This window comes from Dactylosporangium sp. CS-033363 (assembly GCF_050942475.1).
In the GTDB taxonomy this organism is placed as follows: Bacteria; Actinomycetota; Actinomycetes; order Mycobacteriales; family Micromonosporaceae; genus Dactylosporangium.
Window position 1 is genome coordinate 173,784 of sequence record NZ_CP192032.1, and the last position, 22,333, is coordinate 196,116.

Annotated in this window: 16 protein-coding genes and 1 pseudogene; 5 read left to right on the forward strand and 12 right to left on the reverse strand. The window is 71.1% G+C overall.

Annotated features, from left to right (window positions below; genetic code table 11):
• Nucleotide 1 precedes the first annotated feature (1 nt).
• From ACQPZ4_RS00855 to ACQPZ4_RS00875, 5 genes are read right to left on the reverse strand one after another with little or no spacing between them, the layout of a single operon-like run.
• On the reverse strand, nucleotides 2-1,243 hold the full coding sequence (locus tag ACQPZ4_RS00855) for a mannosyltransferase family protein (RefSeq protein WP_433054630.1): 1,242 nt from the start codon (nucleotides 1,241-1,243) through the stop codon (nucleotides 2-4).
• Nucleotides 1,227-1,709, reverse strand: a complete 483-nt coding sequence (locus ACQPZ4_RS00860) for a PH domain-containing protein (protein WP_433054634.1) — start codon at nucleotides 1,707-1,709, stop codon at nucleotides 1,227-1,229. Before ACQPZ4_RS00860 ends, ACQPZ4_RS00855 begins: the two co-directional genes overlap by 17 nt.
• A gap of 16 nt (nucleotides 1,710-1,725) precedes the next feature.
• The gene (locus ACQPZ4_RS00865; RefSeq protein WP_433054637.1) at nucleotides 1,726-3,246 is read right to left on the reverse strand and encodes a glycosyltransferase family 39 protein; all 1,521 of its coding nucleotides are present in this window, start codon (nucleotides 3,244-3,246) and stop codon (nucleotides 1,726-1,728) included.
• Nucleotides 3,247-3,272: 26 nt separating this feature from the next.
• A complete protein-coding gene (gene mqnP, locus ACQPZ4_RS00870; protein ID WP_433054640.1) occupies nucleotides 3,273-4,187 on the reverse strand; it encodes a menaquinone biosynthesis prenyltransferase MqnP in 915 nt (304 codons plus the stop codon).
• A complete protein-coding gene (locus ACQPZ4_RS00875) occupies nucleotides 4,184-5,644 on the reverse strand; it encodes a menaquinone biosynthesis decarboxylase (RefSeq protein ID WP_433054643.1) in 1,461 nt (486 codons plus the stop codon). Before ACQPZ4_RS00875 ends, mqnP begins: the two co-directional genes overlap by 4 nt.
• 74 nt (nucleotides 5,645-5,718) lie before the next feature.
• Between ACQPZ4_RS00875 and ACQPZ4_RS00880 the strand changes: the two genes are divergently transcribed.
• Nucleotides 5,719-6,351 carry a UbiX family flavin prenyltransferase gene (locus tag ACQPZ4_RS00880; RefSeq protein ID WP_433054646.1) on the forward strand — a complete coding sequence of 211 codons (633 nt, stop codon included), beginning with the start codon at nucleotides 5,719-5,721 and terminating at the stop codon, nucleotides 6,349-6,351.
• Here ACQPZ4_RS00880 and ACQPZ4_RS00885 read toward each other — a convergent pair.
• On the reverse strand, nucleotides 6,314-6,541 hold the full coding sequence (locus ACQPZ4_RS00885; protein ID WP_350610253.1) for a BldC family transcriptional regulator: 228 nt from the start codon (nucleotides 6,539-6,541) through the stop codon (nucleotides 6,314-6,316). The genes ACQPZ4_RS00880 and ACQPZ4_RS00885 overlap by 38 nt on opposite strands.
• A gap of 185 nt (nucleotides 6,542-6,726) precedes the next feature.
• Between ACQPZ4_RS00885 and ACQPZ4_RS00890 the strand changes: the two genes are divergently transcribed.
• Entirely contained in the window at nucleotides 6,727-7,173 is a 447-nt protein-coding gene (locus ACQPZ4_RS00890) for an Lrp/AsnC family transcriptional regulator (protein WP_433054649.1), read from the forward strand.
• A gap of 5 nt (nucleotides 7,174-7,178) precedes the next feature.
• Here the strand turns inward: ACQPZ4_RS00890 and ACQPZ4_RS00895 are convergent, their stop codons facing one another.
• From ACQPZ4_RS00895 to ACQPZ4_RS00910, 4 genes and pseudogenes are all read right to left on the reverse strand, one after another.
• Nucleotides 7,179-7,784 carry a putative glycolipid-binding domain-containing protein gene (locus ACQPZ4_RS00895; protein WP_433054652.1) on the reverse strand — a complete coding sequence of 202 codons (606 nt, stop codon included), beginning with the start codon at nucleotides 7,782-7,784 and terminating at the stop codon, nucleotides 7,179-7,181.
• Nucleotides 7,785-7,847: 63 nt separating this feature from the next.
• A pseudogene (locus tag ACQPZ4_RS00900) lies at nucleotides 7,848-9,158 on the reverse strand (DEAD/DEAH box helicase); the annotation flags it as partial.
• 81 nt (nucleotides 9,159-9,239) lie between these two features.
• A complete protein-coding gene (locus ACQPZ4_RS00905) occupies nucleotides 9,240-9,830 on the reverse strand; it encodes a hypothetical protein (protein WP_433054654.1) in 591 nt (196 codons plus the stop codon).
• 4,983 nt (nucleotides 9,831-14,813) lie between these two features.
• The gene (locus ACQPZ4_RS00910; protein ID WP_433054657.1) at nucleotides 14,814-16,364 is read right to left on the reverse strand and encodes an NlpC/P60 family protein; all 1,551 of its coding nucleotides are present in this window, start codon (nucleotides 16,362-16,364) and stop codon (nucleotides 14,814-14,816) included.
• 197 nt (nucleotides 16,365-16,561) lie between these two features.
• Between ACQPZ4_RS00910 and mqnE the strand changes: the two genes are divergently transcribed.
• The 3 genes from mqnE to ACQPZ4_RS00925 all read left to right on the forward strand — a co-directional run bounded on the left by mqnE (nucleotide 16,562) and on the right by ACQPZ4_RS00925 (nucleotide 19,343).
• Entirely contained in the window at nucleotides 16,562-17,731 is a 1,170-nt protein-coding gene (mqnE, locus tag ACQPZ4_RS00915) for an aminofutalosine synthase MqnE (RefSeq protein WP_433054660.1), read from the forward strand.
• Nucleotides 17,732-17,749: 18 nt separating this feature from the next.
• On the forward strand, nucleotides 17,750-18,031 hold the full coding sequence (locus ACQPZ4_RS00920; protein ID WP_433054663.1) for a DUF4229 domain-containing protein: 282 nt from the start codon (nucleotides 17,750-17,752) through the stop codon (nucleotides 18,029-18,031).
• 241 nt (nucleotides 18,032-18,272) lie between these two features.
• Nucleotides 18,273-19,343 (forward strand): M14 family metallopeptidase, encoded by a 1,071-nt coding sequence (locus ACQPZ4_RS00925; RefSeq protein ID WP_433054667.1) that lies wholly within the window; start codon nucleotides 18,273-18,275, stop codon nucleotides 19,341-19,343.
• On the opposite strand, the gene ACQPZ4_RS00930 is transcribed toward ACQPZ4_RS00925, so the two are convergent.
• A complete protein-coding gene (locus ACQPZ4_RS00930; RefSeq protein ID WP_433054670.1) occupies nucleotides 19,321-20,073 on the reverse strand; it encodes a VOC family protein in 753 nt (250 codons plus the stop codon). The two genes, ACQPZ4_RS00925 and ACQPZ4_RS00930, sit on opposite strands and share 23 nt — an antisense overlap.
• A gap of 54 nt (nucleotides 20,074-20,127) precedes the next feature.
• Nucleotides 20,128-22,116, reverse strand: coding sequence for a HelD family protein (locus ACQPZ4_RS00935; RefSeq protein ID WP_433066105.1), 1,989 nt, complete (start codon nucleotides 22,114-22,116; stop codon nucleotides 20,128-20,130).
• Nucleotides 22,117-22,333 lie beyond the last annotated feature (217 nt).

A 22,333-nucleotide genomic window follows, 5' to 3' on the forward strand; every position in this document is an offset into this window, starting at 1 on the left:
TCTATGCCACCCAGCCGGCGTGCAGGAAGTGGGCGGCGAGCACGCCCTGAGTCGTCAGGAAGACGGCGAGCACCGTGCGGTCGACCCAGGGGCGCCTTCCCAGGACGCCGAGCGCCATGAACGCCGGGAACACCTCCAGCCCGATCCGCGACGCCGAGTAGAGCGGATACGGGATATCCGTCGTGTACCGGCTGGGAAAGCTCACCATGAACGCCAGCAGCGCGATCCCCAGCAGCGGGAAGAGCGCCTGGCTGCGGGTCCGCCAGGTCAGCAGCAGCGCGCCGAGGACCAGGACGGTCGCGAGTTCGAGGACGTTGTGGGTCCAGAGCTCGGTGAAGTGCGGGCCGGCGCGCCTGAACGCGTCGATCGGCGCCTGCCAGGGCCAGGCGAGGTGGCGGCCCCAGTGCTCGGCCTGGGTGTGCGAGAACGCGAGCGGGTCGCGGTACGCGAGCTGATTGACCACCATGACCGCGGCCAGGCCCAGCGGAATGCCGATTAATGCGGATATTTCGGACCAACGCTTGGGTCGCTTGCGGAGGTACTCGAACACGAACGCGCCGACGAGCAGGATGCCGGCCGAGCGCGTGGCCGCGGCCAGCCCGCCGAGCAGGCCGGCGGCCCACCAGTGGTGGCGGCGCAGGCAGTACACGGTGGCGAGCAGCAGGGCGATGAACAGGCCCTCGTTGTAGGCCGCGCTCAGGAAGAAGCCGGTCGGGAACGCCACGAGGTAGAAGGTCGCCCGGCCGGCGGCCTTGGGGCCGAGTTCCAGATCCGTCAGCCGGTACAGCACGATCAGCGCCGCCAGCAGCGCGGCGTTGGCGACCACGAGCGCCGCGAGCCACGACTTCCCGAGACAGAGCGGCGTGGCGAGTTTGATCAGCAGCGGGTACAGCGGAAAGAACGCGGCCGGCGAGGCGTCCGGGGTCGGCTGGTAGCCGTGGTCGGCGATGGCGATGAACCACTTCGAGTCCCACTGGGCCGCCCACAGGTAGGCGACGTGGCCGATCGACTTGCCCGGGCCGGGGTCGCCGATCCACGCGAAGATCGAGATCGCGGCGAGGCCGGCGCGGCTGGCGGCGAACACCCCGAGGCCGACGATCGCCGCCCGCCGCCACGGGCGATCGACCGGTTCGATCGGAATCGGCGGACTGACCGTTCGCGGCGGCGTTTCAGTGTTCGGCGGCGTTCCGGTTGTCGGCGGAGGCGCTTGCACGCGCGGGAGTTCGCTAGTCGCGGTGTCCACTGGCGGCTCGGATTCTGGCCAGATCGACGGCGACGTCGGCCGGGCGGGCGTTCAGGTCGTAGTTGCTCAGCAGATGCAGGTTGTCGCCGGTGTCGATCTCCAGCAGCTCGCTGCGCAGCCCGGCGCGGGTCCGGGTCTCCAGCCGCACCCGCTCGATCTCGGGCCACGTCAGCCGGCGATGCCCCGCGTAGCCGGACACCACCGTCACGCCCTGCGGGTCCGCGGCCAGGCGGACCGGCGCCAGGAGGTCGCGCAGGGCGTAGGCCCCGGCGACGACCGCCGCGACGATGGCCGCGGTCAGGGCCGCCCGGTCCTCGGCGAAGAAGACCGCCGCGAGCACCAGGACGACCGCCACCGCGCACTTGAGGGCGGCGAAGCCCGGCGACACCCGCCACCGCATGGTCGTCGGCGCGGGGCCGGACGGCTCATCGGCGGCGGGCTGCTCGGAGAAGGCACCGCTGCGCATCTGCACACCCCTACGATTACGCGACCCAGCCGCCCCGCACGAAGTAAGCGGCCAGAATCGCCTGCAGCATGAAGAAGAGGGCGACCACGATCCGATCGACCCACGGCCGCGCCCCGATGCGCGCCAGGATCATGAACGCCGGAAAGACCTCGAGCCCGAACCGCGACGCCGAGTACAGCGGATACGGCAGGTGCGACGAGGGAAAACTGATCATGAGCAGGGTCAGCCCGATCCCGACCAGGGGCAGCACCCACTGGTCGCGGCGCAGCTTCCACGGCCCGACGAAACACAGCACGAGCGCCGCGATGCACATCAGCGCCGTCGCCAGCTCGAGCAGGTTGTGCACCCACAGGTCGCTGAACCCGAACCGCAGCCCGTGGCTGGTGACCAGCGACTTGCCGCCCCGCAGCACGGGCATCCAGGGCCAGTCCAGGTGCCGGCCCCAGTACCGCTGCGCCTTGAGGAACGCGAACGGCTCCCCGTACGCGTTGATCGAGAACGCCGCCACGCCCGCCACGCCGACCGGGATGAGCAGGATCGCCAGCGCGCTTCGCTTGAGCCGGAACCGGTTGACCCGCACGTACTCCCACACGAACGCCCCGGCCAGCAGGATCCCGGCCGACCGCGTGAACACCGCGAGCCCGCCGAACGCCCCGGCCCACCACCAGTGCTGCTGGCGCAGGCAGTACAGCGTGGCCAGCATCAGCCCGATGAACAGGCCCTCGTTGTAGGCGGCGGTCAGGAAGAACGCGGTCGGGAACGCCACCAGGTAGAACACCGTCCGCCCGGCGATCACCCGGTCGAACTCGCGCTCGGTCAGCCGGTACAGCACGACCAGCGCCCCGAACGCCGCCAGGTTCGCCACGAGCAGCGCGGCGACCCAGGGCTTGCCGAAGCAGATCGGCGTCAGCCCGCGGATCAGCATCGGGTACATCGGGAAGAACGCGGCCGGCGCCTTGTCCGGCTCCGGGTAGTAGCCCCGCTGCGCGATGTCCACGAACCACTTGGAGTCCCACTGCGACGCCCACTGCGCGGCCAGGTAGGTCGCGGTCACGTTGGGCCGCTTCTCCCCGATCCACGCGAACGCCGTCACCACCGCCAGCGCGATCTTGCTGGCCGCGAAGATGCCGAACCCGACGAGCAACGCCCGCCGCCACGGCCGATCGCCCGCTGTCTGGCTGCCGACCTCGCCGCTCCCAGTCGCCGGTCCAGCCGCCGCCGCAGTCCCGGACCCGGCCGCGCGATCCGCCACGGCGGTCGTGTCGTCGGCGGTCGCGCGTGTGCGCGCGGCGGTGGCGTCCGGTCCAGCCGCCGCCGCTGTTCCGGTGGCGTCGCCGTCCGCCGCCGCGGTCCCTGGCCCGGCCGCGCGATCCGCCACGGCGGTCGTGTCGTCGGCGGTCGCGCGTGTGCGCGCGGCGGCGGTGTCCCCGGCGGTCGGGCGTGCGTCCGCGGCCGGCGGGCGTGCGTTCGCGTCCGCGGCCGGCGCGTCCGCGGTCGCTTTGCCCGCGCCGCGGTCTCCGGGGTCGTCGGCGTCCATCTGCGGCATCGTAGAGGCGCTCATCCCTACGGCCGCAGCCCGCCGCGGATCACCAGGTCGAGCAGGGCGAACACGAACAGGGCGATCCCCACGAAGCCGTTGGCCGTGAAGAACGCGCGGTTGACCCGGGACAGGTCGGTCGGGCGGACGATCGCGTGCTCGTAGACGAACGCGACCGCGGTCACCGCGAGGCCGATCCACCAGAGCCAGCCCAGGTGGACCAGCTGGCCGAACCAGACGAACAGGGCGAACGTCACGACGTGGGCGATGGTGGACAGGCGGAGCGCGAACGGTACGCCGAAGCGGGCCGGCACCGAGTGCACGCCGATCTCGCGGTCGATCTCGGTGTCCTGGCAGGCGTAGATCAGGTCGAAGCCGCCGATCCACAGGCCGACCGCGACGCCGAGGACCCAGGCCGGGCCGGAGCCGCGCAGGTCGCCGGTGATCGCCAGCCAGGCGCCGACCGGCCCGACCAGCTGCGCGATGCCCAGGATGGCGTGCGGCCAGTTGGTGAAGCGCTTGCCGTACGGGTACACGATCAACGGCACGACGGCCAGCGGGGCCAGGGCCAGGCAGAGCGGGTTGAGCAGGGCCGCGGCGCCGAGGAACACGACGATGGCGACCAGCGCGCCGGTCCACGCCGTGCGCACGCTCACCGCGCCGGTCACGAGCTCGCGCTTGGCCGTGCGCGGGTTCCGGGCGTCGATCTGCCGGTCGATGATCCGGTTGGCGGCCATGGCGAAGGTGCGGGCGCCGACCATGGCGATCGTCACCAGCAGCAGGTCGAGCCAGCCGACGTGCGGGTGCTCGCCGCCGGTGGTGGTCATCACGGTCAGGGCGGCCAGGTAGGCGAACGGCAGCGCGAACACCGAGTGCTCGATCGCGACCAGCCGCAGGAACGCCTTGACCCGGCTCGGGGGTGCCTCAGCAGTGAGTGTCACTTGAATCCGTACTCTCTCCAGCGCTTGTCCACCCGCGCCACGACCTCGGGCGACATGACCATCTCTTCCGGCCAGCCGCGATGGTAGCCCTCGGCCGCCGTCTTCCGCGTGGCGTCCAGCCCCGCCTTGCCGCCCCAGAACTGCTGGTAGGACGAGTGGTCGAGGTGGTCGACCGGGCCCTCGGTCAGCAGCAGGTCGTGCTTGTAGTCGACGTTGCCGAAGGCGCGGAACGCGACCTCGGCGTAGTCGTGGACGTCGCAGTCCTCGTCGACGACCACGATCAGCTTGGCCAGCGACAGCAGGTGGGCGCCCCAGACGGCGCTCATGACCTTCTGCGCGTGCTTCGGGTACCGCTTGCGGATCGACACGATCACGCAGTTGTGGAACACCCCGGCGGCCGGCAGGTCGTAGTCCACGATGTCCGGAATGAGCAGCTTGAGCAGCGGCAGGAAGATCCGCTCGGTCGCCTTGCCCAGGCCGTGGTCCTCCTGCGGCGGCTTCGACGTGATGATCGAGTGGTAGATCGGCTGCTTGCGCGTGGTCATGCAGGTCACGTGCAGCACCGGGAAGTCCTCGACCGGGGTGTAGAAGCCGGTGTGGTCGCCGAACGGGCCCTCGGGCAGCCGTTCGCCGGGCTCGAGGTAGCCCTCCAGCACGATCTGCGCGTTGGCCGGCACCTGCAGCGGCACCGTGAGGCAGTCGACCATCTCGACGCGCTCGCCGCGCAGGAAGCCCGCGAACAGGTACTCGTCGATGTCGGACGGCAGCGGGGCGCTCGCCGTGTAGCAGACCACGGGGTCGGCGCCGATCGCGACCGCCACGGGGAGCCGCTGGCCGAGCCGCTCCGCGACCGCGTGATGCGCCGTGGAGTCCTTGTGGATCTGCCAGTGCATCCCGATCGTGTTGTGGCTGTGCTGCTGCAGACGGTACAAGCCGAGGTTTCTCTTGCCTGTCTCCGGATGCCTCGTGTGCGTCAGGCCGAAGTTGTGGTAGATGCCGCCATCGTCCGGCCAGACCTGCAGGCCCGGCAGGAGGTTGAGGTCGACCTGGTCGTCCTTGTAGACGACCTCCTGGCAGGGCGCGCTCTTGACGTGCTTGGGCGGAACCGACTTGAGCTGCATGAGCTTGCCGATGCCGTCGCGGATGCCGGCCCAGCCGACCGGCAGCTCGGGCTTGACCAGCTCCCCGATGCGCGCCCCGACCTCGTCGAGGCTCTCGACGCCGAGGGCCATGGCGGTGCGCCGCTCGGTGCCGAACAGGTTGATGGCCACCGGCATGTCGCCCCTGGTCGGCCGGTCGAAGAGCAGGGCGGGGCCGCCGGCCCGCACGGTGCGGGTGACGATCTCGCTGATCTCCAGGTGCGGGTCGACCGGCGCGGCCACCCGATGCAGCTCGCCCGCCTTCTGCAGGGCAGCCAGGAAGTCGTTGAGGTCTGCATAGGGAAATCCGCGAGCCATGCCTGCATCCTGCCAACCGGGTACGACATTTTCTGCAGCACCCTCGCCCGGTGTGACCGTGGCAGAGTTGATCCGTGGATCAGCGCAGGCCGTGGGTGGTCGGAGTCTCCGGGGCGTCGGGCACGCCGTACGCGGCGGCCGTGATCCGGGCGTTGTTCGACGCCGGCGAGGCCGTCGACCTCGTGGTGTCGCGCGCGGCTCGGCTCACGATCCTCGACGAGACCGGTGTGTCCTTCCGTGACGCGCACTGGAAGGACGACCTCGCCGCGTGGCTCGACCGGCCGCTGGATGCCGCCGACGTCGCCTACTGGCCGGCCGGCGATCTGGCCGCCGGTCCGAGCAGTGGTTCATACCCGGCCAAGGGCATGATGGTGGTGCCGGCGAGCACGGCCGCATGTGCCGGCATCGCCATCGGACTTTCCAAGGACCTCCTTCAGCGCGCCGCCGAGGTGAACCTCAAGGAACGCCGCCCGGTCGTGGTCGTGCCACGCGAGACCCCGGTGACCCGCAGTCACCTGGAGCACCTCATCGCACTACACGACGCGGGTGCGGTGATCCTGCCCGCGAGCCCCGGCTTCTATGCCGCCGGCGCCGCGGCCACGGCCGCTCAACTGGTCGATTTCGTCGCCGGCAAAGTTCTCGACGCCGTCGCCGTATCGCACAGCCTGTTCACTCGTTGGTCGGGTGAGCTCGGCCATTCCCGTTAGAGGTGTCATCAAGCGCGTCGTCCCCTTCGAGCAACGCCCTCACCTCGGATTCCCGGAACCGCCGGTGTCCCCCCGGGGTTCGGATACTGCTGATACGGCCGGCCGCGGCCCAACGCGTCACCGTCTTCGGATCGACGCGAAACAAGGCAGCGACCTCACCGGGCGTCAGCAGACGATCTCCCGTCTCCACGGCCCCTCCTTTACCCTGGGTGGCTCGCCGGGCTCGCGCACCCCCATGCTGCGAAGCTGAAAGCGCGAGTCATCCTGGGATGTACGCCCATTACAGCACCGCTCACGTGCCGTGTCCGGGAAACGAGGAAAACGCACTTCTGGGTATTTAGCTGTGTTAAAAGACGGACCGTTAGGCTTGTCCCGATGGATGCGATCGATCGACAGCTCATCGACCTTCTCCGGGACAACGCCCGCCTTCCATACGCGGAGCTCGCCCGCAAGGTCGGACTCTCCGCCCCGGCCGTGCACGAACGCGTCGGCAAGCTCGAATCCTCCGGCGTCATCCGCGGGTACCGCGCCGAGGTCGAGCCCGAGACGCTGGGACTTCCGCTCACCGCGGTGATCGGCATCGTGCAGGACAGCAGCGGCGACACCGATTCCGTTCTCGAGGCCCTGCGCGAGCGCGAGGAGATCGAGTCGTGCTACTTCATGGCGGGTGAGGAATCGTTTCTCTGCAAGGCGCGGGTGAAAACCATCGGCGACCTGGAACAGCTCATCGTCGACCTGAATCGGGTGAAGGGCGTGGCCCGCACACGCACTACCGTCGCGCTTTCCACGAAATGGGAAGGACGGATCCGGCCGGCCGGCTGAACCGTTCACGCGAGGGTCGCCAGCCCCGCATATTCCGCGACGTAACCGTCCTCGGTGAGGTCGATGTCGGCGGTGAAGTTCTCCGACCGGTACCGCACCCGCCGCGGCGCCAGCACCTCGTACGACTGCTCGTAGGGCAGCACGGCCAGGCTCGGCAGCAGCACCCACGCCGCCTCGATGTCGACCTTGGTGCCCGGCTCGGCCCGGTGCAGCCCCAGGCGGCGGATGGGCAGCGTGTTGGTGAGCGGGGAGTTGTACAGGTCGATGTCGAGGACGGCGTGCAGCCGGTCGGGGTCCTCGATGCCCGAGAACGGCGCGGCGGGCAGCACCCGCTCCAGGTCGCCCTGCTCGCTGGTGGTCACCCGCCAGCGCCCGGCGGCCCGCTCCATCCGCAGGGTCCGCAGCCAGCCCGCGCCCTCGACGGCCAGCTCCAGGCGGGTGCTCGCCCACGATTCGTCCGTGTGCAGTTCATAGCGGCAGGTGTACAACGCGTTGTCGGCGGCGAACGCCACCCCCTTGGCACGCAGGCCCCGCCTGTCGTCCAGGGTGACGAACTCGCCGCCGACGGTGTCGGTCCGTTGCCAGGCGAACGCCCGTGGTAGCACGGTCATCCCCGGACCGTACTCGACGGGGGACGATCGTGCGCCCCCCGTCACGCACCGTCATCGATTGCGGGGCGGCCGCCGGTCGTTGGTCCGCCGCCGCGGCCCGCCCGCGTGGTGGTTCGGGCTCGCGTTGTGCGTGATGCGCACCGGCACGCCGCTGGGCTGACGAGCGCCGGTGACCTCGGCCAGGGCCGCGTCGCCCGCGCGGACGCGCAGCTCGTTGGGGGTGACGCCGGCCTTGGCCAGCAGCGCCTGGGCCCGCCGCCGCTGCCGCGGCAGCACCAGCGTGACGACCGTCCCGGCGGCCCCGGCGCGCGCCGTGCGGCCCGCCCGGTGCAGGTAGTCCTTCTGGTCCCGGGGGAGATCGACGTGTACGACCAGGGAAACGTCGTCGATGTGAATGCCACGGGCCGCCACATCGGTCGCGACCAGCACGTCGACCGTGCCCTCGCGGAACTCGGCGAGCGTGCGGGTGCGCACCCGCTGGGTCTTCCCGCCGTGCAGCGCACCGGCCCGGACGCCGACCCGCGCGAACTGGTCGACCAGCTCGTCGACGGCCATCTGGGTCTTCACGAACAGGATCGTGCGGCCCTTGCGCGCGGCGATGGACGCGGCGATCGCGAACTTGTCGTGCGGCGGGACCAGCAGCACGTGGTGGTCCATCGACCCCACGGAGGCGGTCGGCGGCTCGATCGAGTGCGTGACCGGGTCGGTCAGGAACTTGTTGACCAGCGCGTCGACGTCCTTGTCCAGCGTGGCCGAGAACAGCAGCCGCTGCCCGGTCGCCGGGGTCTGGCCCAGCAGCTCGGTGACCTCGGGCAGGAAGCCCATGTCGGCCATCTGGTCGGCCTCGTCGAGCACGGTGATCTCGACCGCGTCGAGGCGGCAGGCGCCCCGCTTGATCAGATCGCCGAGCCGGCCCGGGGTTGCCACGAGCACGTCGACACCGCGCTCCAGGGACCAGATCTGCCGGTCGTACGGCACGCCGCCGACGGCCGTCTTGCAGAACAGGTTCAGCGCCTTGGCCAGCGGGGTCAGCGCGTCGTTGACCTGCATGGCGAGCTCGCGGGTGGGCACCAGGACGAGCGCCTTCGGGGCGTGCGGCCGCGAACGGCCGGACTCGGCGAGCCGGGCGAGCATCGGCAGGCCGAACGCGAGCGTCTTTCCCGATCCGGTACGGCCGCGACCGAGCACGTCGCGGCGGGCGAGCACATCCGGGATGGTCGCCGTCTGGATCGGGAACGGTTCGGTGATGCCCTCTTTCGCCAGCGCCCGCACGAGGCGGGTGGGCAGTCCGAGACCGTCGAAGCCAGGCTCCTCGGGCGTCTCGGGCTTCTCGTCGGCAAAGAGGGACGGGTACGTGCTGGGGTCAGCGAGCAGCAAGGAGCTGGGACCTTCCGATTGGAGAACGGTTAAGAGTATCCGATCTCGCCGGGAAGGTCCCAGTCGCCGTGTCGCGCCTCACTTCGGGGTGGACACCCCGCCGAAGACGCCGTCGATGAAGTTGTGGGCCAGCGTCACGGCGAAGTAGCCGCCGACCAGGAGTACCACCACCATCACACCGATGATGAGGAACACCCGGCCGTTGCCGGACTTGCGTGGCTCCTCGTCGTCGTCATCCGACTCCGCGGTGCCTTGACTCAGGATGTGCCCGGTCAGTGAGCCGGAGTTCTCGAGCGGACTACCTCCGCCGGTCGACGGGAGGGGCAGCGGCGAGGCGCCGTCCTTCCCGCCGTAAACGGTTCCGGCGGAGGCCCGCTCCTGGCGAGCCCACGTTCCGTAGCTGGTCTTTGCTTCGGCCTCTTCGGCCTTTGCCTCGGGCGCTTCGGACTTCTCGTCGTCCGCGTCATCCTCGGCTAATTCGCCCTCCTCATCGGGCGGCGGGATGGCTGGGGGCTGCCCGTGCTCCGGCCCGTGCTGCGAGGGCGCACCGCTGGACGGATAGACGTTGCCGGGCGCGCGGTTGGCCGGCGGCGGATAGCCCCCGCTGCCTGGCCAATTCTGCTGTTGTACCTCATGTTCGTCGCTCTCCGTTCCAGGCGCACCCGGCACCGGCGGCGGCGCCCAGGCGGGCGGCGCGGATTGGGGCTGATTCCAGCCTTGCTGCGGCTGGCCGTACTGCTGCGGTTGCTGCCCGTACTGCGGCTGGCCGCCGTACTGCTGCGGCTGCGCTCCGTACTGGGGTGGCTGGCCTCCGTGCTGCGGGGGCTGGCCACCGTGCTGCGGCGGCTGGCCTCCGTACTGGGGCGGCTGTCCGTATGGCTGGGGCGGCGGGTTCCAGCCGGGCTGCTGGGCCGGGGGAGCCGACTGCGGCGGACTCCAACCGGGCTGCTGCGCGGGCGGTCCCGACTGGGGCGGGTTCCAGCCTTGCTGCGCGGGGGGCGCGGACTGGGGCTGGTTCCAGCCTGGTTGGGGCTGGCCGTACTGCTGTGGCTGCTGGCCGTACGGCTGCGGGGGTTGCTGTTGCCCTTGCCACGGCTGCGGCTGCCCGGGTTGCCAGCCTTGGACGGGCGGCTGTCCGGGTTGCTGCCAGCCCTGCTGCTGCGGGTGCTGAACATGCGGCGGCTGCCCGTATGGCGGTTGCCCGTGCGGAGGCTGGCCGTGCGGCGGTTGCCCGTGCTGTGGCTGGCCGTGCGGCGGCTGGACGTGCTGTTGAGGGTGCGGTGGCTGCCAGCCGGGCTGTCCGGGCGGCGGCTGCTGTCCCTGCCACGGTTGCGGCTGAGGCTGAGGCTGCCCAGGCGGCGGCCCCCAGCTCTGCTGCCCGGGGAGCGGCGCAACGTACCCGGGCCGGTTCCACCCCTGCTGCACAGCCGGCGGCACAGGCGGCGGCTGCTCGGCGGAGGCCTCGTTGTGCCCCCACGGATGCTCAGCCGACGGCGTCGTGTACGCGGGCGCCGAATCACCCTTCGGCTCCGGCTCGCCGTCCCCCTTGGGCAGCGGCGGCGGCTCCTCGGAAACCAGGAACGGCGAACTCGACACCGGCGGCGGCGTGTTGGACTGCCCACCCCCGAACGGCGGCTGCGGGGTGGAGTCGGGGACGCCGTACGACTGCCCGGGACCAGGCCCGAAGGAGGACGCCGGTTGGGCGTCGGGCAGCCCGTAGGCCGGCCCACCCGACGAGGGCGCGCCGGCCCCACCGAACGATGGGCCGGGCTGCGAGTCGGGGACGCCGTAGGACGGTGCGCCGGATGACGGTGCGGCTGCTCCGCCGAACGACGGCGCGGGCTGCCCGTAGGCCGGCCCGCCCGATGACGGGGCGCTGCTGCCACCGAAGGGCGCGGCCGGGTTCGAGTCCGGAACACCGTAGGCCGGGGCATCGGGCAGCGGAGGCGGCCCGAAGGTCGGCGGCGCGGGTGGTTCCGGAGGCGTCGGCAGCCCGGGAGCGCCTGGCGTGCCGGGAGCGCTAGGCGTGCCGGGAGCCCCGGGAATGCCAGGCGCTTGGAACGGCCCAGGCGAGAACGGCGACGGTCCCGGGAACGGCGGCTGCGGTCCGGGCTGCGGGAACGGCGGCGGCCCAGGCTGCGGCGTCGGCTCGGGCTGGGGGATCGGCTCGGGTGCCGGCGCAGGCGGGTACGGCGTAGGAATCGGCTCCGGCGCAGGAGCCGGCGGGAACGGCGTCGGCTCCGGCTGCGGTACCGGCTCCGGGCTCGGGAACGGCGAGGGCGTCGGCCCCGGAATCGGCTCCTGAGGCTCATCCTCGGACGGCGAGTCGGCTCCACCGGACTGAGCACTCCAGGACGCCCCACTCCACGACGGCGCGGGCGAGTCGCTCTGGTTGCCGACCTGAGGGTTCCACGGATCGGCGGGGGCACTGCTCGGCCCACCACTCCACGACCCAACTCCGGCCCCGGCGGGCGAGTCACTCCGCTCCCCGGACTGCCCACCACTCCACGGGTCAGCGGGTGCGTTGGCCCCGGGCTGCCCACTACTCCATGGGTCAGCGGGCGCGTTGGTCCCGGCACCGGACTGCAGGCTCCAAGGGTCGGCCGGCGCGTTGGACTGCGCGCCGCCCCACGAACCACCGGGCGCGTCGGCAGCAGCGGCGGGCTGGGAACCCCAAGAACCACCGGGCGCGTCGGCGCCCGCGGCGGGCTGGGAACCCCACGAACCACCGGGCGCGTCGGCAGCAGCGGCGGGCTGGGAATCCCAAGAACCACCGGGCGCGTCGGCGCCAGCGGCGGGCTGGGAACCCCACGAACCGCCGGGCGCGTCGGCTCCGGACGGGGCGTTCCACGAACCACCAGATGCGCCGCCACCCACGCCAGGTGCGGCGAGCGAGGAACCGGCGTCGGACTGGGCGCTCCACGAGTTGGCCGGTGCGTCGGCACCGGCTGCGGCGCCGGCGTTGGCGTCGGGTTGTGCGCCCCACGAGTTGGCGGGTGCTTCGGCGCCGGCCTGGGCGGCGGGGGAGGGTGCGTCGGTGGTTGAGGCGCCACCGCGGTACACGGTGGGGGTCGCCCCACGCGCCGCCTGGGCCGCCTCCTCTGCGCTGACCGTGTGCAGGCCCGGCACGGAGGCACTGGCCCGCGCGGCCGCGATTGCAGCCCCGCCGACGGCTGCGGCACCGGCCAACCCGGCGCCGGCGAGCAGGGCGTCCGAGCCACTGCCGGCCGGCACGTCCGAGCCGCTGCGACCGGCGAGCGGTACGCCGGAGTCGCTGCTGCCCACGAGCGGTGCATCGGAACCGCTGCCGCCCGCGAACGCTGCGCCTGGGTCGCTGCTGCTCACGACTGGTGCGTTGGAACCGCTGCCGCCCGCGAACGCTGCGCCTGGGTCGCTGCTGCCCACGAGCGGTGCATCGGAATCGCCGCTGCCTGCGAACGGTGCCTCGGAATCGCCGCTGCTCACGAGCGGTGCGTCGGCGCTGGGCCCACCCGAGACTGGTGCGTCCACACCAGGCCCACCAGAGACCGGTGCGTCGGCGGCGCGGGCATCGCCTAGGTGTGCGTCGGCGTTGCTGTAGCTCGATGACGGCGCATCCGCGCTACTGGCGAATGGGGCGTCGGACCCGCTGTAGCCGGAGGGCGCGTCCGAGCTGTTTCCGACGGCGAACTGTGGGTCGGAAGCGCTGCCAACATCGGCTCGCGAGGCGTCGACGCTGTCGCCGAGCGGGTCGCTGGCGCCCGAGAACGGTGAGTCGTCGGACGGCGCGTCGGCGGGTTCCGAGGTTGCGGGGACCTGCGGCGGGCGCTGAGCGGCGAAGGGGTGGATGACGGACCCGGGCTCGTACGCGGAGGCCGACGAACCACTCACCTGCCCGAACGCGGACTCACTGGGCGATCCGTAGGAAGGCGCGGGCTCACCGGGCGGGTTGTACGACGACGCCGGCTCGCTGGCCTGGCCGTATGCCGACGCTGGCTCGCCGGGCGCCGGGTAGGACTGGCCCGCGTCGCTCGACTGGCCGTATGCGGGCGAGTAGGGCTGAGCCGACTCGTTCGCCTGGCCGTATGCCCGAGCCGGGTCGTTGGACGGGCTGTAGGCGGGCGGGTCGTACGACGGGGCCGGGTCGCTCGCCTGACCGTATGCCGGCGCGGGCTCGCTGGGCTGGCCATAGGACGGTGCCGAGTCGCCGGGCGTGCCGTACGACAACCCTGATTCACCAGGCGTGCTGTACGACGAGCCCGAGTCACCGGGCGTGCTGTAGGCCGAGCCCGAGTCACCGGGCGTGCTGTACGACGAGCCCGAGTCACCGGGCGTGCTGTACGACGAGCCCGAGTCGCCGGGCGTGCTGTAGGCCGAGCCCGAGTCACCGGGCGTGCTGTACGACGAGCCCGAGTCGCCGGGCGTGCTGTACGACGAGCCCGAGTCGCTCAGGGGGTTGTAGGACGGGGCGGGGTCGGACTGCGGGGTGTACGCGGGCGGGTCATAAGACGGAGCGCCGTAGCTCGAGGAAGCCGCAGGCGCCTGGTCGGCCGCCGGCTCGGGAGCCTTCCACGGGCGGGCGAAGGCATCCCACGAGGACTCCGGCGGGCTCTGCGGAGTACGCCGCCGGCTGGGAAGCGGTGGGGGCTCGTCGCCGGCCGGCGGGGACGACTGGGCGTCCGCGGTCGCGTAGGAGGGCTCGTCCGAGGACGAGGGAGAGGACGAGGGAGAGGGAGAGGACGCAGCGTACGAGGCGGGTTCGTCCGATCCCGTCGCTTGCCCAAGGGGGTCGCCCGAGGAGTAGGTGGTGGCTCGGTAGGTGCCGGGCTCTCGGCGTACCTCGTCGGGGGCGTAGGAGCCCTCCGGGGCCGTGATGCCTGCCACACTCGCTCGGCCGACGATGGACGGAGTGCCCGGGATGTCCGAAGAGTTCGGCTCGTCGGCCGCCGGGGCGAAGCCCTCCAGCGGGGTCGGGGCGAAGGGTGGGGCCAGGCCGTCCGAGGGCTCGTCCGCCGCTCGCGGTTCCGGGGCCGATGGAGGCGGCGGCGTCGGGTCGGTCGGGCGCGGGCCATAGACGTCCGGCGAGGGGGTCAAACTCGGCAGCTGGAACGCCGGCGGCTCATCCAAGGAAGAAGGAGCAGCCGGGGTGTCGACCGCGGCTACCGACGAGACCGGAGACGGGGCAGGAGCCGCGTCCGAGGTGTCGCCGAACGCCGCCATCATCGCGGCCAGCTCCGGGTCGTCGTCCTCCGAGGCAGCCGAAGAAGGCCCGCCGTCGAACGGGCTGGCGCCCGGCCAGAGCGCCCCCGCCACCGGCGTCGGAGGAAGTTCGAAGGCCGAATCCGGCACATCCTCCTCGGACGCCTCGGCCGGAAGGGATGCGCCCACCGGTGGGGGCGGCGGCAGCGGTGGCAGGTCAGCGCCGTCCGCCGGTGCGCCGCTCGTCGGGGCCGGGTCGCCGAACGAAGGAGCGCTGCGCGCCGCCTCGCCGCGTGTGCCGTCCCGCGTCTCCCGATCGTCCATTGCTGCCTCCATGAAGCGGGCATCATTGCGTGCCCGACGGGCTCCCCCGTCCGTCGGTCAACGGGTCCACGGTGCCACATCGAGTCACGCAGTGCTGGATCGGAGTGGGTCGGATTCTCGATCACCGGCGGGCAACGAAGGAGAAAAACCTCAGCCCGAAGCGCTCGCCGACGTCGTGGCCTGCGTGCTCGCCCCGGCCGCCGCGGACGACTCCACGACCGCCGGGGAGGACGACTGCGGGTTGGCCGAAGGACGGGGCGGCGTCTTGGAAGGCGACTCAGACGGCGAGGAGGACGGCGACGGCGGGATCGAGGTCGGCGGCAGCGTCGACGGCGACGGCGAGCCGCCCTTCGTCGGGGTCGGCGACACGTAGTCGGACGGCGACGGGCTGCCCGTGTTGCCGGGGTTGGCCGGCGGCGGGGCGGTCGTCGTCTGGCCCGGGGCCGGCACCGCGTCGAAGATCCGGGTGGCGCCGAACAGGCGCGACCAGCGGACCTCCGCGATCTTGACCTTCTGGCCGCTCGTCGGGGCGTTGACCATCTTGCCGCCGCCGATGTAGATGCCCATGTGGTAGATCGAGCGCCAGTCGCCCATGTTGGTGGCGAAGTACACCAGGTCGCCGGGGAGCAGCTGGTCGCCCGGGCTGTTCACGGTGGGGCGGATGGCGTGCGTGCCGTGGTACATGTCGGCGGCGACGCGCGGGACGGTGACGCCCACCTTGCCGTACGCCCAGTAGGCCAGGCCGGAGCAGTCGAACGTGTCGGGGCCCTCGTCGCCCCAGACGTACCAGGCGACGTTGACCTTGCTCATCGCGTAGGTCAGGGCCTGGCGGGCCCGCGGGTCGGCCTGCATGCCGTTGATGATCGGGTTGTCGACCAGGTTGGGGCTCAGCGCCTGCTCGGCGGCGTCCTGCTCGGCCTCGAGCTGGAGCACGAGCTGGTCGTTCTGCGCCCGCATGGTGACGTACTCGGTGTTCTTCGCCTGGAACTCGGTGTCGATCGGCGTGTAGGTGTTCTGCGCCGTCTGCATCGCGGTCTGGGCGTCCTGCAGCTCCTGGCGCGCGGCCGACTCGGCCTCCTGGGCGCGCAGCAGGTCGCGGGCCGCCTCCTCGCCGCCCGGCTGGCCGCCGAGGCCCGGCGCGAGCAGGCCGAACTGGTGCAGGTCGTTCGCGTACCCGTTGAGCGGCCCGAGCTGCTGCGCCCGCTTGTACGCCTCGGCCGCGGCGTCGTCGGCCTTCTGCTTCTGCTCCTGGACGCGCTGGCCCGCCTCGGTGAGCTTGACCTCGGCGTCGGCGAGCGCGTTGCGGGCGGTGTCGAGATCCGTCGACGCGCGGTTGCGTTTCTCGCCGAGCTGGGCGACGGTCAGCTCGAGCTGCGCCAGTTCAGCGGCCTTGGGGCCGCGGTTCGCGTCGGTGGTGGTGGCCGGCGGGGCGGCCGTCGCGCCGGTGGCGTTGGGCATGACGAGCTGGCCCGAGGCGATCGGCCGGGAGCCGGTGTCGGGAACGTCACCGCTCGGGTCCGCGTACGCCGGCCGCGCGATCAGGGAGCACAGCATGGTGCACACCACGATCGCGGCCTTGACCGGCCGCGAGGGCCGGAAGCGAATCCGTGGCCGCCGTTCGACAGCCGGATCGACCCGCACGACATCGACAGGCGTCGAGGCCGAATCCGGATACGCCGCCCGCAGTACCAGGCCGTTCATCGCCACCGTCCCCAGTCGGTTCGCCCCGCCAATGGTCGATCGTCACCGATCGATCAGTCGGTCTGCCGCCCGACCGTGTTTCATGACACTTTTTCTTACCGCACGAAGGCGACATGCGTCGAGTGGTGATCAATGTCAGGTTCAACAGGGGCGGGTGAATGCGGGGGTAACGGACGCCCCGACGTACGCTGGCAGCCGTGGATGCTGGTTTGAAGCGCGAACTCGAAGCCAAGGTCACCGCGGGTGAGCGGCTGAGCCGGGAGGACGGCGTCGCACTCTACGAGAGCGACGACCTCGTCTGGCTGGGTGGGCTGGCCCACCAGGTGCGCACCGAGAAAAACGGCGACCGGGTGATGTTCAACGTCAACCGGCACCTGAACCTGACGAACGTCTGCTCCGCCAGCTGCGCGTACTGCTCGTTCCAGCGCAAACCGGGCGAGAAGGACGCGTACACCATGCGCATCCACGAGGCCGTCGCCAAGGCCAAGGAGATGGAGGACGAGCAGCTCACCGAGCTGCACATCGTCAACGGGCTGCACCCGACGCTGCCGTGGAAGTACTACCCGAAGGTCCTGCGGGAGCTCAAGGGCGCGCTGCCGAACGTCAAGCTCAAGGCGTTCACCGCGACCGAGATCCAGTGGTTCGAGAAGATCTCCGGCCTGCCCGCCGACGAGATCTTCGACGAGCTGATCGACGCCGGCCTGGAGTCGCTGACCGGCGGCGGCGCGGAGATCTTCGACTGGGAGGTCCGCCAGCACATCGTGGATCACGCCACGCACTGGGAGGACTGGTCGCGCATCCACCGGCTGGCCCACAGCAAGGGGCTGCGCACGCCGTCGACCATGCTGTACGGCCACATCGAGGAGCCCCGCCACCGCGTGGACCACGTCATGCGGCTGCGCGAGCTGCAGGACGAGACCGGCGGCTTCACCGTGTTCATCCCGCTGCGCTACCAGCACGACTTCGTCGACTCGGCGGACGGCAAGATCCGCAACAAGCTGCAGGCCCGCACCAAGATGGCCTCGCCGGCCGAGAGCCTCAAGACGTTCGCGGTGTCGCGGCTGATGTTCGACAACGTCCCGCACGTCAAGTGCTTCTGGGTCATGCACGGCCTGTCGGTCGCGCAGCTGTCGCTGAACTTCGGCGTGGACGACCTGGACGGCTCGGTGGTCGAGTACAAGATCACGCACGACGCCGACAGCTACGGCACGCCGAACACCATGCACCGCGAGGACCTGCTGCACCTCATCTGGGACGCGGGCTTCCAGCCGGTCGAGCGCAACACGAAGTACGAGATCGTCAAGGAGTACGACAAGCCGACCCCGCTGGCGGAGCGCCGCTCCGAGCCCCAGCAGGTCTGGGCCTGACGTTACGCTGGGTGCACCATGTCGCCGTTTCTGAAGTACACGCTGGCCCGGTTCGGGCTGTTCGTCGTCGCCGCGCTCGTGATGCTGGTCCTGCCGCTGGACATCGACCTGCTGCTCAAGCTCATGATCGCCGTCCTGGTCTCCGCCATCCTGGCGTTCTTCCTGCTCAAGGGGCTGCGCGAGCAGGCCTCGGTGCAGGCCGTGGGCATCGCGGGGAAGCGCACGGAAAAGCGCGATCGCCTGCGTGCCGCCCTCAACGGGGATGATGATGGGGGTGAAAGCGCCACCAAAACGGACTAAACCCACTTAAGCCTTGGATGGCGCTCGGTCATTCAAGGGGGGCTTGATGGGTCGCAGGTTCGTGGTGGCGCTAGCGGTGGTCGGAGTGGTGGCTGCGGCGGCCGCCCCGGCGCACGCTGGTCCGATTTATCCGCAAAATTCGGGACAATACCGCGTCGAAGGCACGAAAAACCTTCAAGATCGAAACCGCGTCGCCGGTACCGGAGCAAGCATCGACAGCATCGCCGGCGACTCGGTCGCGGTGACGGCCACGCCCGGCGAGGCCATGCGGATCGCCAAGCTCGGCTACAAGGTCGTGCGCACCGAGACCGAGGCCTTCCCGGCCGCCGACTCGGGGTACCACGACTACGCCGAGATGCAGGCCGAGCTCGACAAGGCGGCCAAGGCGCACCCGAAGATCATGCAGAAGCTCAGCCTCGGCAAGTCGTACGAGGGCCGGGACATGCCGCTGATCAAGATCTCGGACAACGTGGCCAAGGACGAGAACGAGCCGGAGATCCTCTACGACGCGCACCAGCACGCGCGCGAGCACCTGACCGTGGAGATGGCGCTGTACCTCGTCAAGCTCTTCACGGACGGCTACGGCAAGGACGCGCGGATCACGAACCTGGTCGACAGCCGCGAGATCTGGATCGTGCCGGACATGAACCCGGACGGCGGCGAGTACGACCTCACCGGCGGGAAGTACCACAACTGGCGCAAGAACCGGCAGCCCGTCGGCAGCGGCTACAAGGGCGTGGACCTCAACCGGAACTGGTCGTACAAGTTCGCCTGCTGTGACGGGTCCTCGCCGGTGGTGTCGTCGGAGACCTACCACGGCCCGCAGGCGTTCAGCGCCACCGAGACCCAGCGGCTGCGCGACTTCGTCCTGAGCCGGCGGATCGGCGGCGTGCAGCAGATCAAGGCGGCCATCGATTTCCACACGTACTCCGAGCTGGTGCTCTGGCCGTACGGGTACACGATGAACAGCACCGCACCCGGGCTCGGCGCCGACGCGCAGAAGACGTTCGCCGCGCTCGGCCGCACGTTCGCCAAGAGCAACGGCTACACCGCCGAGCAGTCCAGCAGCCTGTACATCACCGACGGCTCGATCATCGACTGGCTCTGGGCCACGCAGGGCGTCTGGGCGTTCACGTTCGAGATGTACCCGAACTCGCCGAGCAAGGGCGGCTTCTACCCACCGGCGAGCGTGATCACCGCCCAGACGGCCCGCAACAAGGACGCGAGCCTCACCCTGGCCGAGTACGCCGACTGCACGTACAAGATCATCGGTAAGGCTCAGCTCTGCTCTACAGCATCCAGTCCTCGGTGAACTCGATCACCGCGAAGTGCCCGCCGGTCGGATCGGCCAGCCGGGCGTAGAAGCCGGCCGACGCCGGTTCGACCCCACGGGCCACCGAGCCGCCGAGCTCGGTGGCCCGTTCGCATGCGGCGGCCGCGCTGTCGACCATGAAGCAGACCGTCCAGTGATCGGGCACGCCCGGCGGGAACCGGCCGTCGATCGGCACCAGGCCGCCGACGGTGTCGTTGTGGTGGTGCAGCTCGAAGTACGGCTGGCCCTCGCTGTCGGCCTCGACCGTGTGCCAGCCGAAGACCTCCTTGTAGAAGGCGCCGGTGCGGTCGAGGTCGTGGGTGGCCAGCTCGTACCAGCAGATCGCCCCCGGCTCGAAGGAGACCTGGGCGCCGACGAACCGGCTGCGCAGCCACGTGCCGAAGAGTGCCCCGCCGGGATCGGCGAGGACCGCGGCGGTACCGAGATCGCGCACACTGGCCGGCGCGACCCGCACGGCGCCGCCGGAGCGCACGACGGCGTCCGCGGTCCCGGCCGGATCATCGGTGGAGATCGAGATCATCCAGGCCGCGTTGCGGTCCGGGCGCCCGGCGCGCAGGCCGGCCGCGGCCCGCCCACCCAGCGTGAAGTGTCCGTCGTCGTTGCGGCTCCAGCCGAACAGGTCCCCGTAGAACCGCTCGGCCCGGGCCGGATCAGGGCTGACCAGCTCCGCCCAGCACGGCGTGCCCGGTGCATAACCCCGCACTCGCATTTGCCTGTCCTCCGCTCGTCGTGCAGACCGCGATCCTGCCACCCCTGCCCCGCGTCACGACAGCCCCTGGAGCGCGTCTGGCAAGGGGTGCGAATGTAGGACATCGAGCCGGGAAACGGCACGGGTCAGCACCACGAACAACCGGTTGAGCCCACGTGACTCGGCGGCGACGATGTCGGCCGGCTCCACCACGATCACGTGGTCGTACTCGAGGCCCTTGGCGAGGCTCGCGGGCAGTACCGTCACCCTGGCGCCGGCGTCGGGATCGGCCGGATCGGCGAGGTCGACCCCGCCCTCGCGCAGCGCCGCGACCAGCCCGTCGACCGCCGTGTCGGCCGCGATCACGCCGACCGAGCCGGGGAATTCGAGCGCGGAGCGCGCTGCCGCCACGACCGCAAGTGCAACCGCCGCGGTTGTACTGACTGTGAGCGCGCCATCCGTGCGCAGCGAACGCGCCTCCGGGACGTCGACCCCGAGGGCCGGCAGCAGCCGGTTGGCCAGCGCCACCACGGCCGCGGGGACCCGGAAGCCGGTGGTCAGCGGCACCACCCGGGCCTCGGGCTTGCCCAGGTGGCCCAGCAGCACCCGCCAGTCCCGCGCGGCCCACGGCGCCGTGCCCTGCGCCAGGTCGCCGAGCAGCGTGATCGACCCGTGCTCGCTGCGCCGGGCGATGACCCGGGCCTGCATCGGCGAGAGATCCTGGGCCTCGTCGACGACCACGTGCCCGAACGAGGCGACCCGGTCGATCAGTCCCGCGGCCTCGTCGATGAGCACCGCGTCGGCCGTGCTCCAGCGGGCCGATTTTGCGGTCTTGGGCGGCTTTGCCCAGGTGAGGGCGGCCTGCTCGGCCTCGTCCAGCAGCTCGTCGGCCGGGTCGAGCAGGACCTCGAACACCAGCTGCTCGGGCGTCACGGCGGGCCAGACGTGATCGAGCACCGCGGTCACGGGCGCCGCCCTGCCCATCCGCCGCTGCCAGCCCTCGCTCGGCGAGTCCCCGCGGCGCGCCTCGGACTGCAACATCAGCAGGTTCACGATCCGCGCCCGCACCCGCTCGCGCCCGATCCCGTACGGCGGCGCCTCCCGCCGCACATCGTCGACGATCCGCCGGACCTGCTCGACCGAGATCCTCCAGCGATACGACCCGTCGGAGACCGTCACCGGCTCCTCGGGCCGCTGGATCTTGCTGAGCAGCCGTCGTTGCAGTACCAGAGCCATCTTTTCGTGGTTTTTGATCTCGGCCGCTTCCGCGGAGTCCGTCGCGCGGACGGGCGTGCTCAGGAGCCCGTCGATCGTGGACTGGCGGACCTCGAGCTCCCCGAGCGTCGGCAGCACGCTGGCGATGTAGTGCAGGAACGCCGAGTTGGGCCCCACGATCAACACCCCGGCGCGCCGCAGCCGCTCCCGGTGCAAGTAGAGGAGGTAGGCCGCCCGATGCAGCCCGACGGCGGTCTTCCCGGTCCCGGGCGCCCCCTGGACGCAGATCGACTCGTCGAGCTCCGCCCGCACCAGCGCGTCCTGCTCGGGCTGGATCGTGGCGACGATGTCGCGCATCGGCCCGACGCGCGGCCGCTCGATCTCGTCGAGCAGGATCTGGCTGGTCCCCTGCTCCTCGCCCTTCTTGAGATGCTCGTCCTCGAAGCTGGTGAGCTCGCCCTTGACGAACCCGAACCGCCGCCGCACGTCGACGTCCTGCGGATCGACCGCGCTGGCCTGGTAGAACCGCCGGCTGAGCGGCGCCCGCCAGTCGAGCACCATCGGCTCCCCGACGGCGTCGGTCACGTGCCGCCGCCCCACGTGGTACTGGTGTTCCTCGATGTCCAACCGCCCGAAGAACAGCGGCGTATCGGGATTGTCGGCGAGATCGGCAATCCGCCGCGCGAGCGCCCGCCCGAGCGTCTCGGCCGCGAACGGGTCGCCGGCCACCTGGTCCCCGGTGGCAAACAGGTCCTCGGCACGCTCGCGCATGCGCTTCAGCGCCTGCCGCGACGCGTCGAGATGCGCTCGCTCGGTGGCAAGCTCGGTTTCGAGTGCGGGCACGGTGATCCTCTTGGAGGTCGCATTCGGCTCGCTCGCGTATCCGGGGTCTTGTGCTCCACCCGGCGCGTGGGACGTCCGCTGCGGTGCTACACAACCGCGGCCGTCAAGCGGCCATTCACCCTACGCCACTTGACTGACCCAGCAACCGAATTACCCGCCGCCACGGGCTGACGCCTTAGGGCCACACATGCGACGATGCGACGGGAGGTGCGCGCCATGCCCG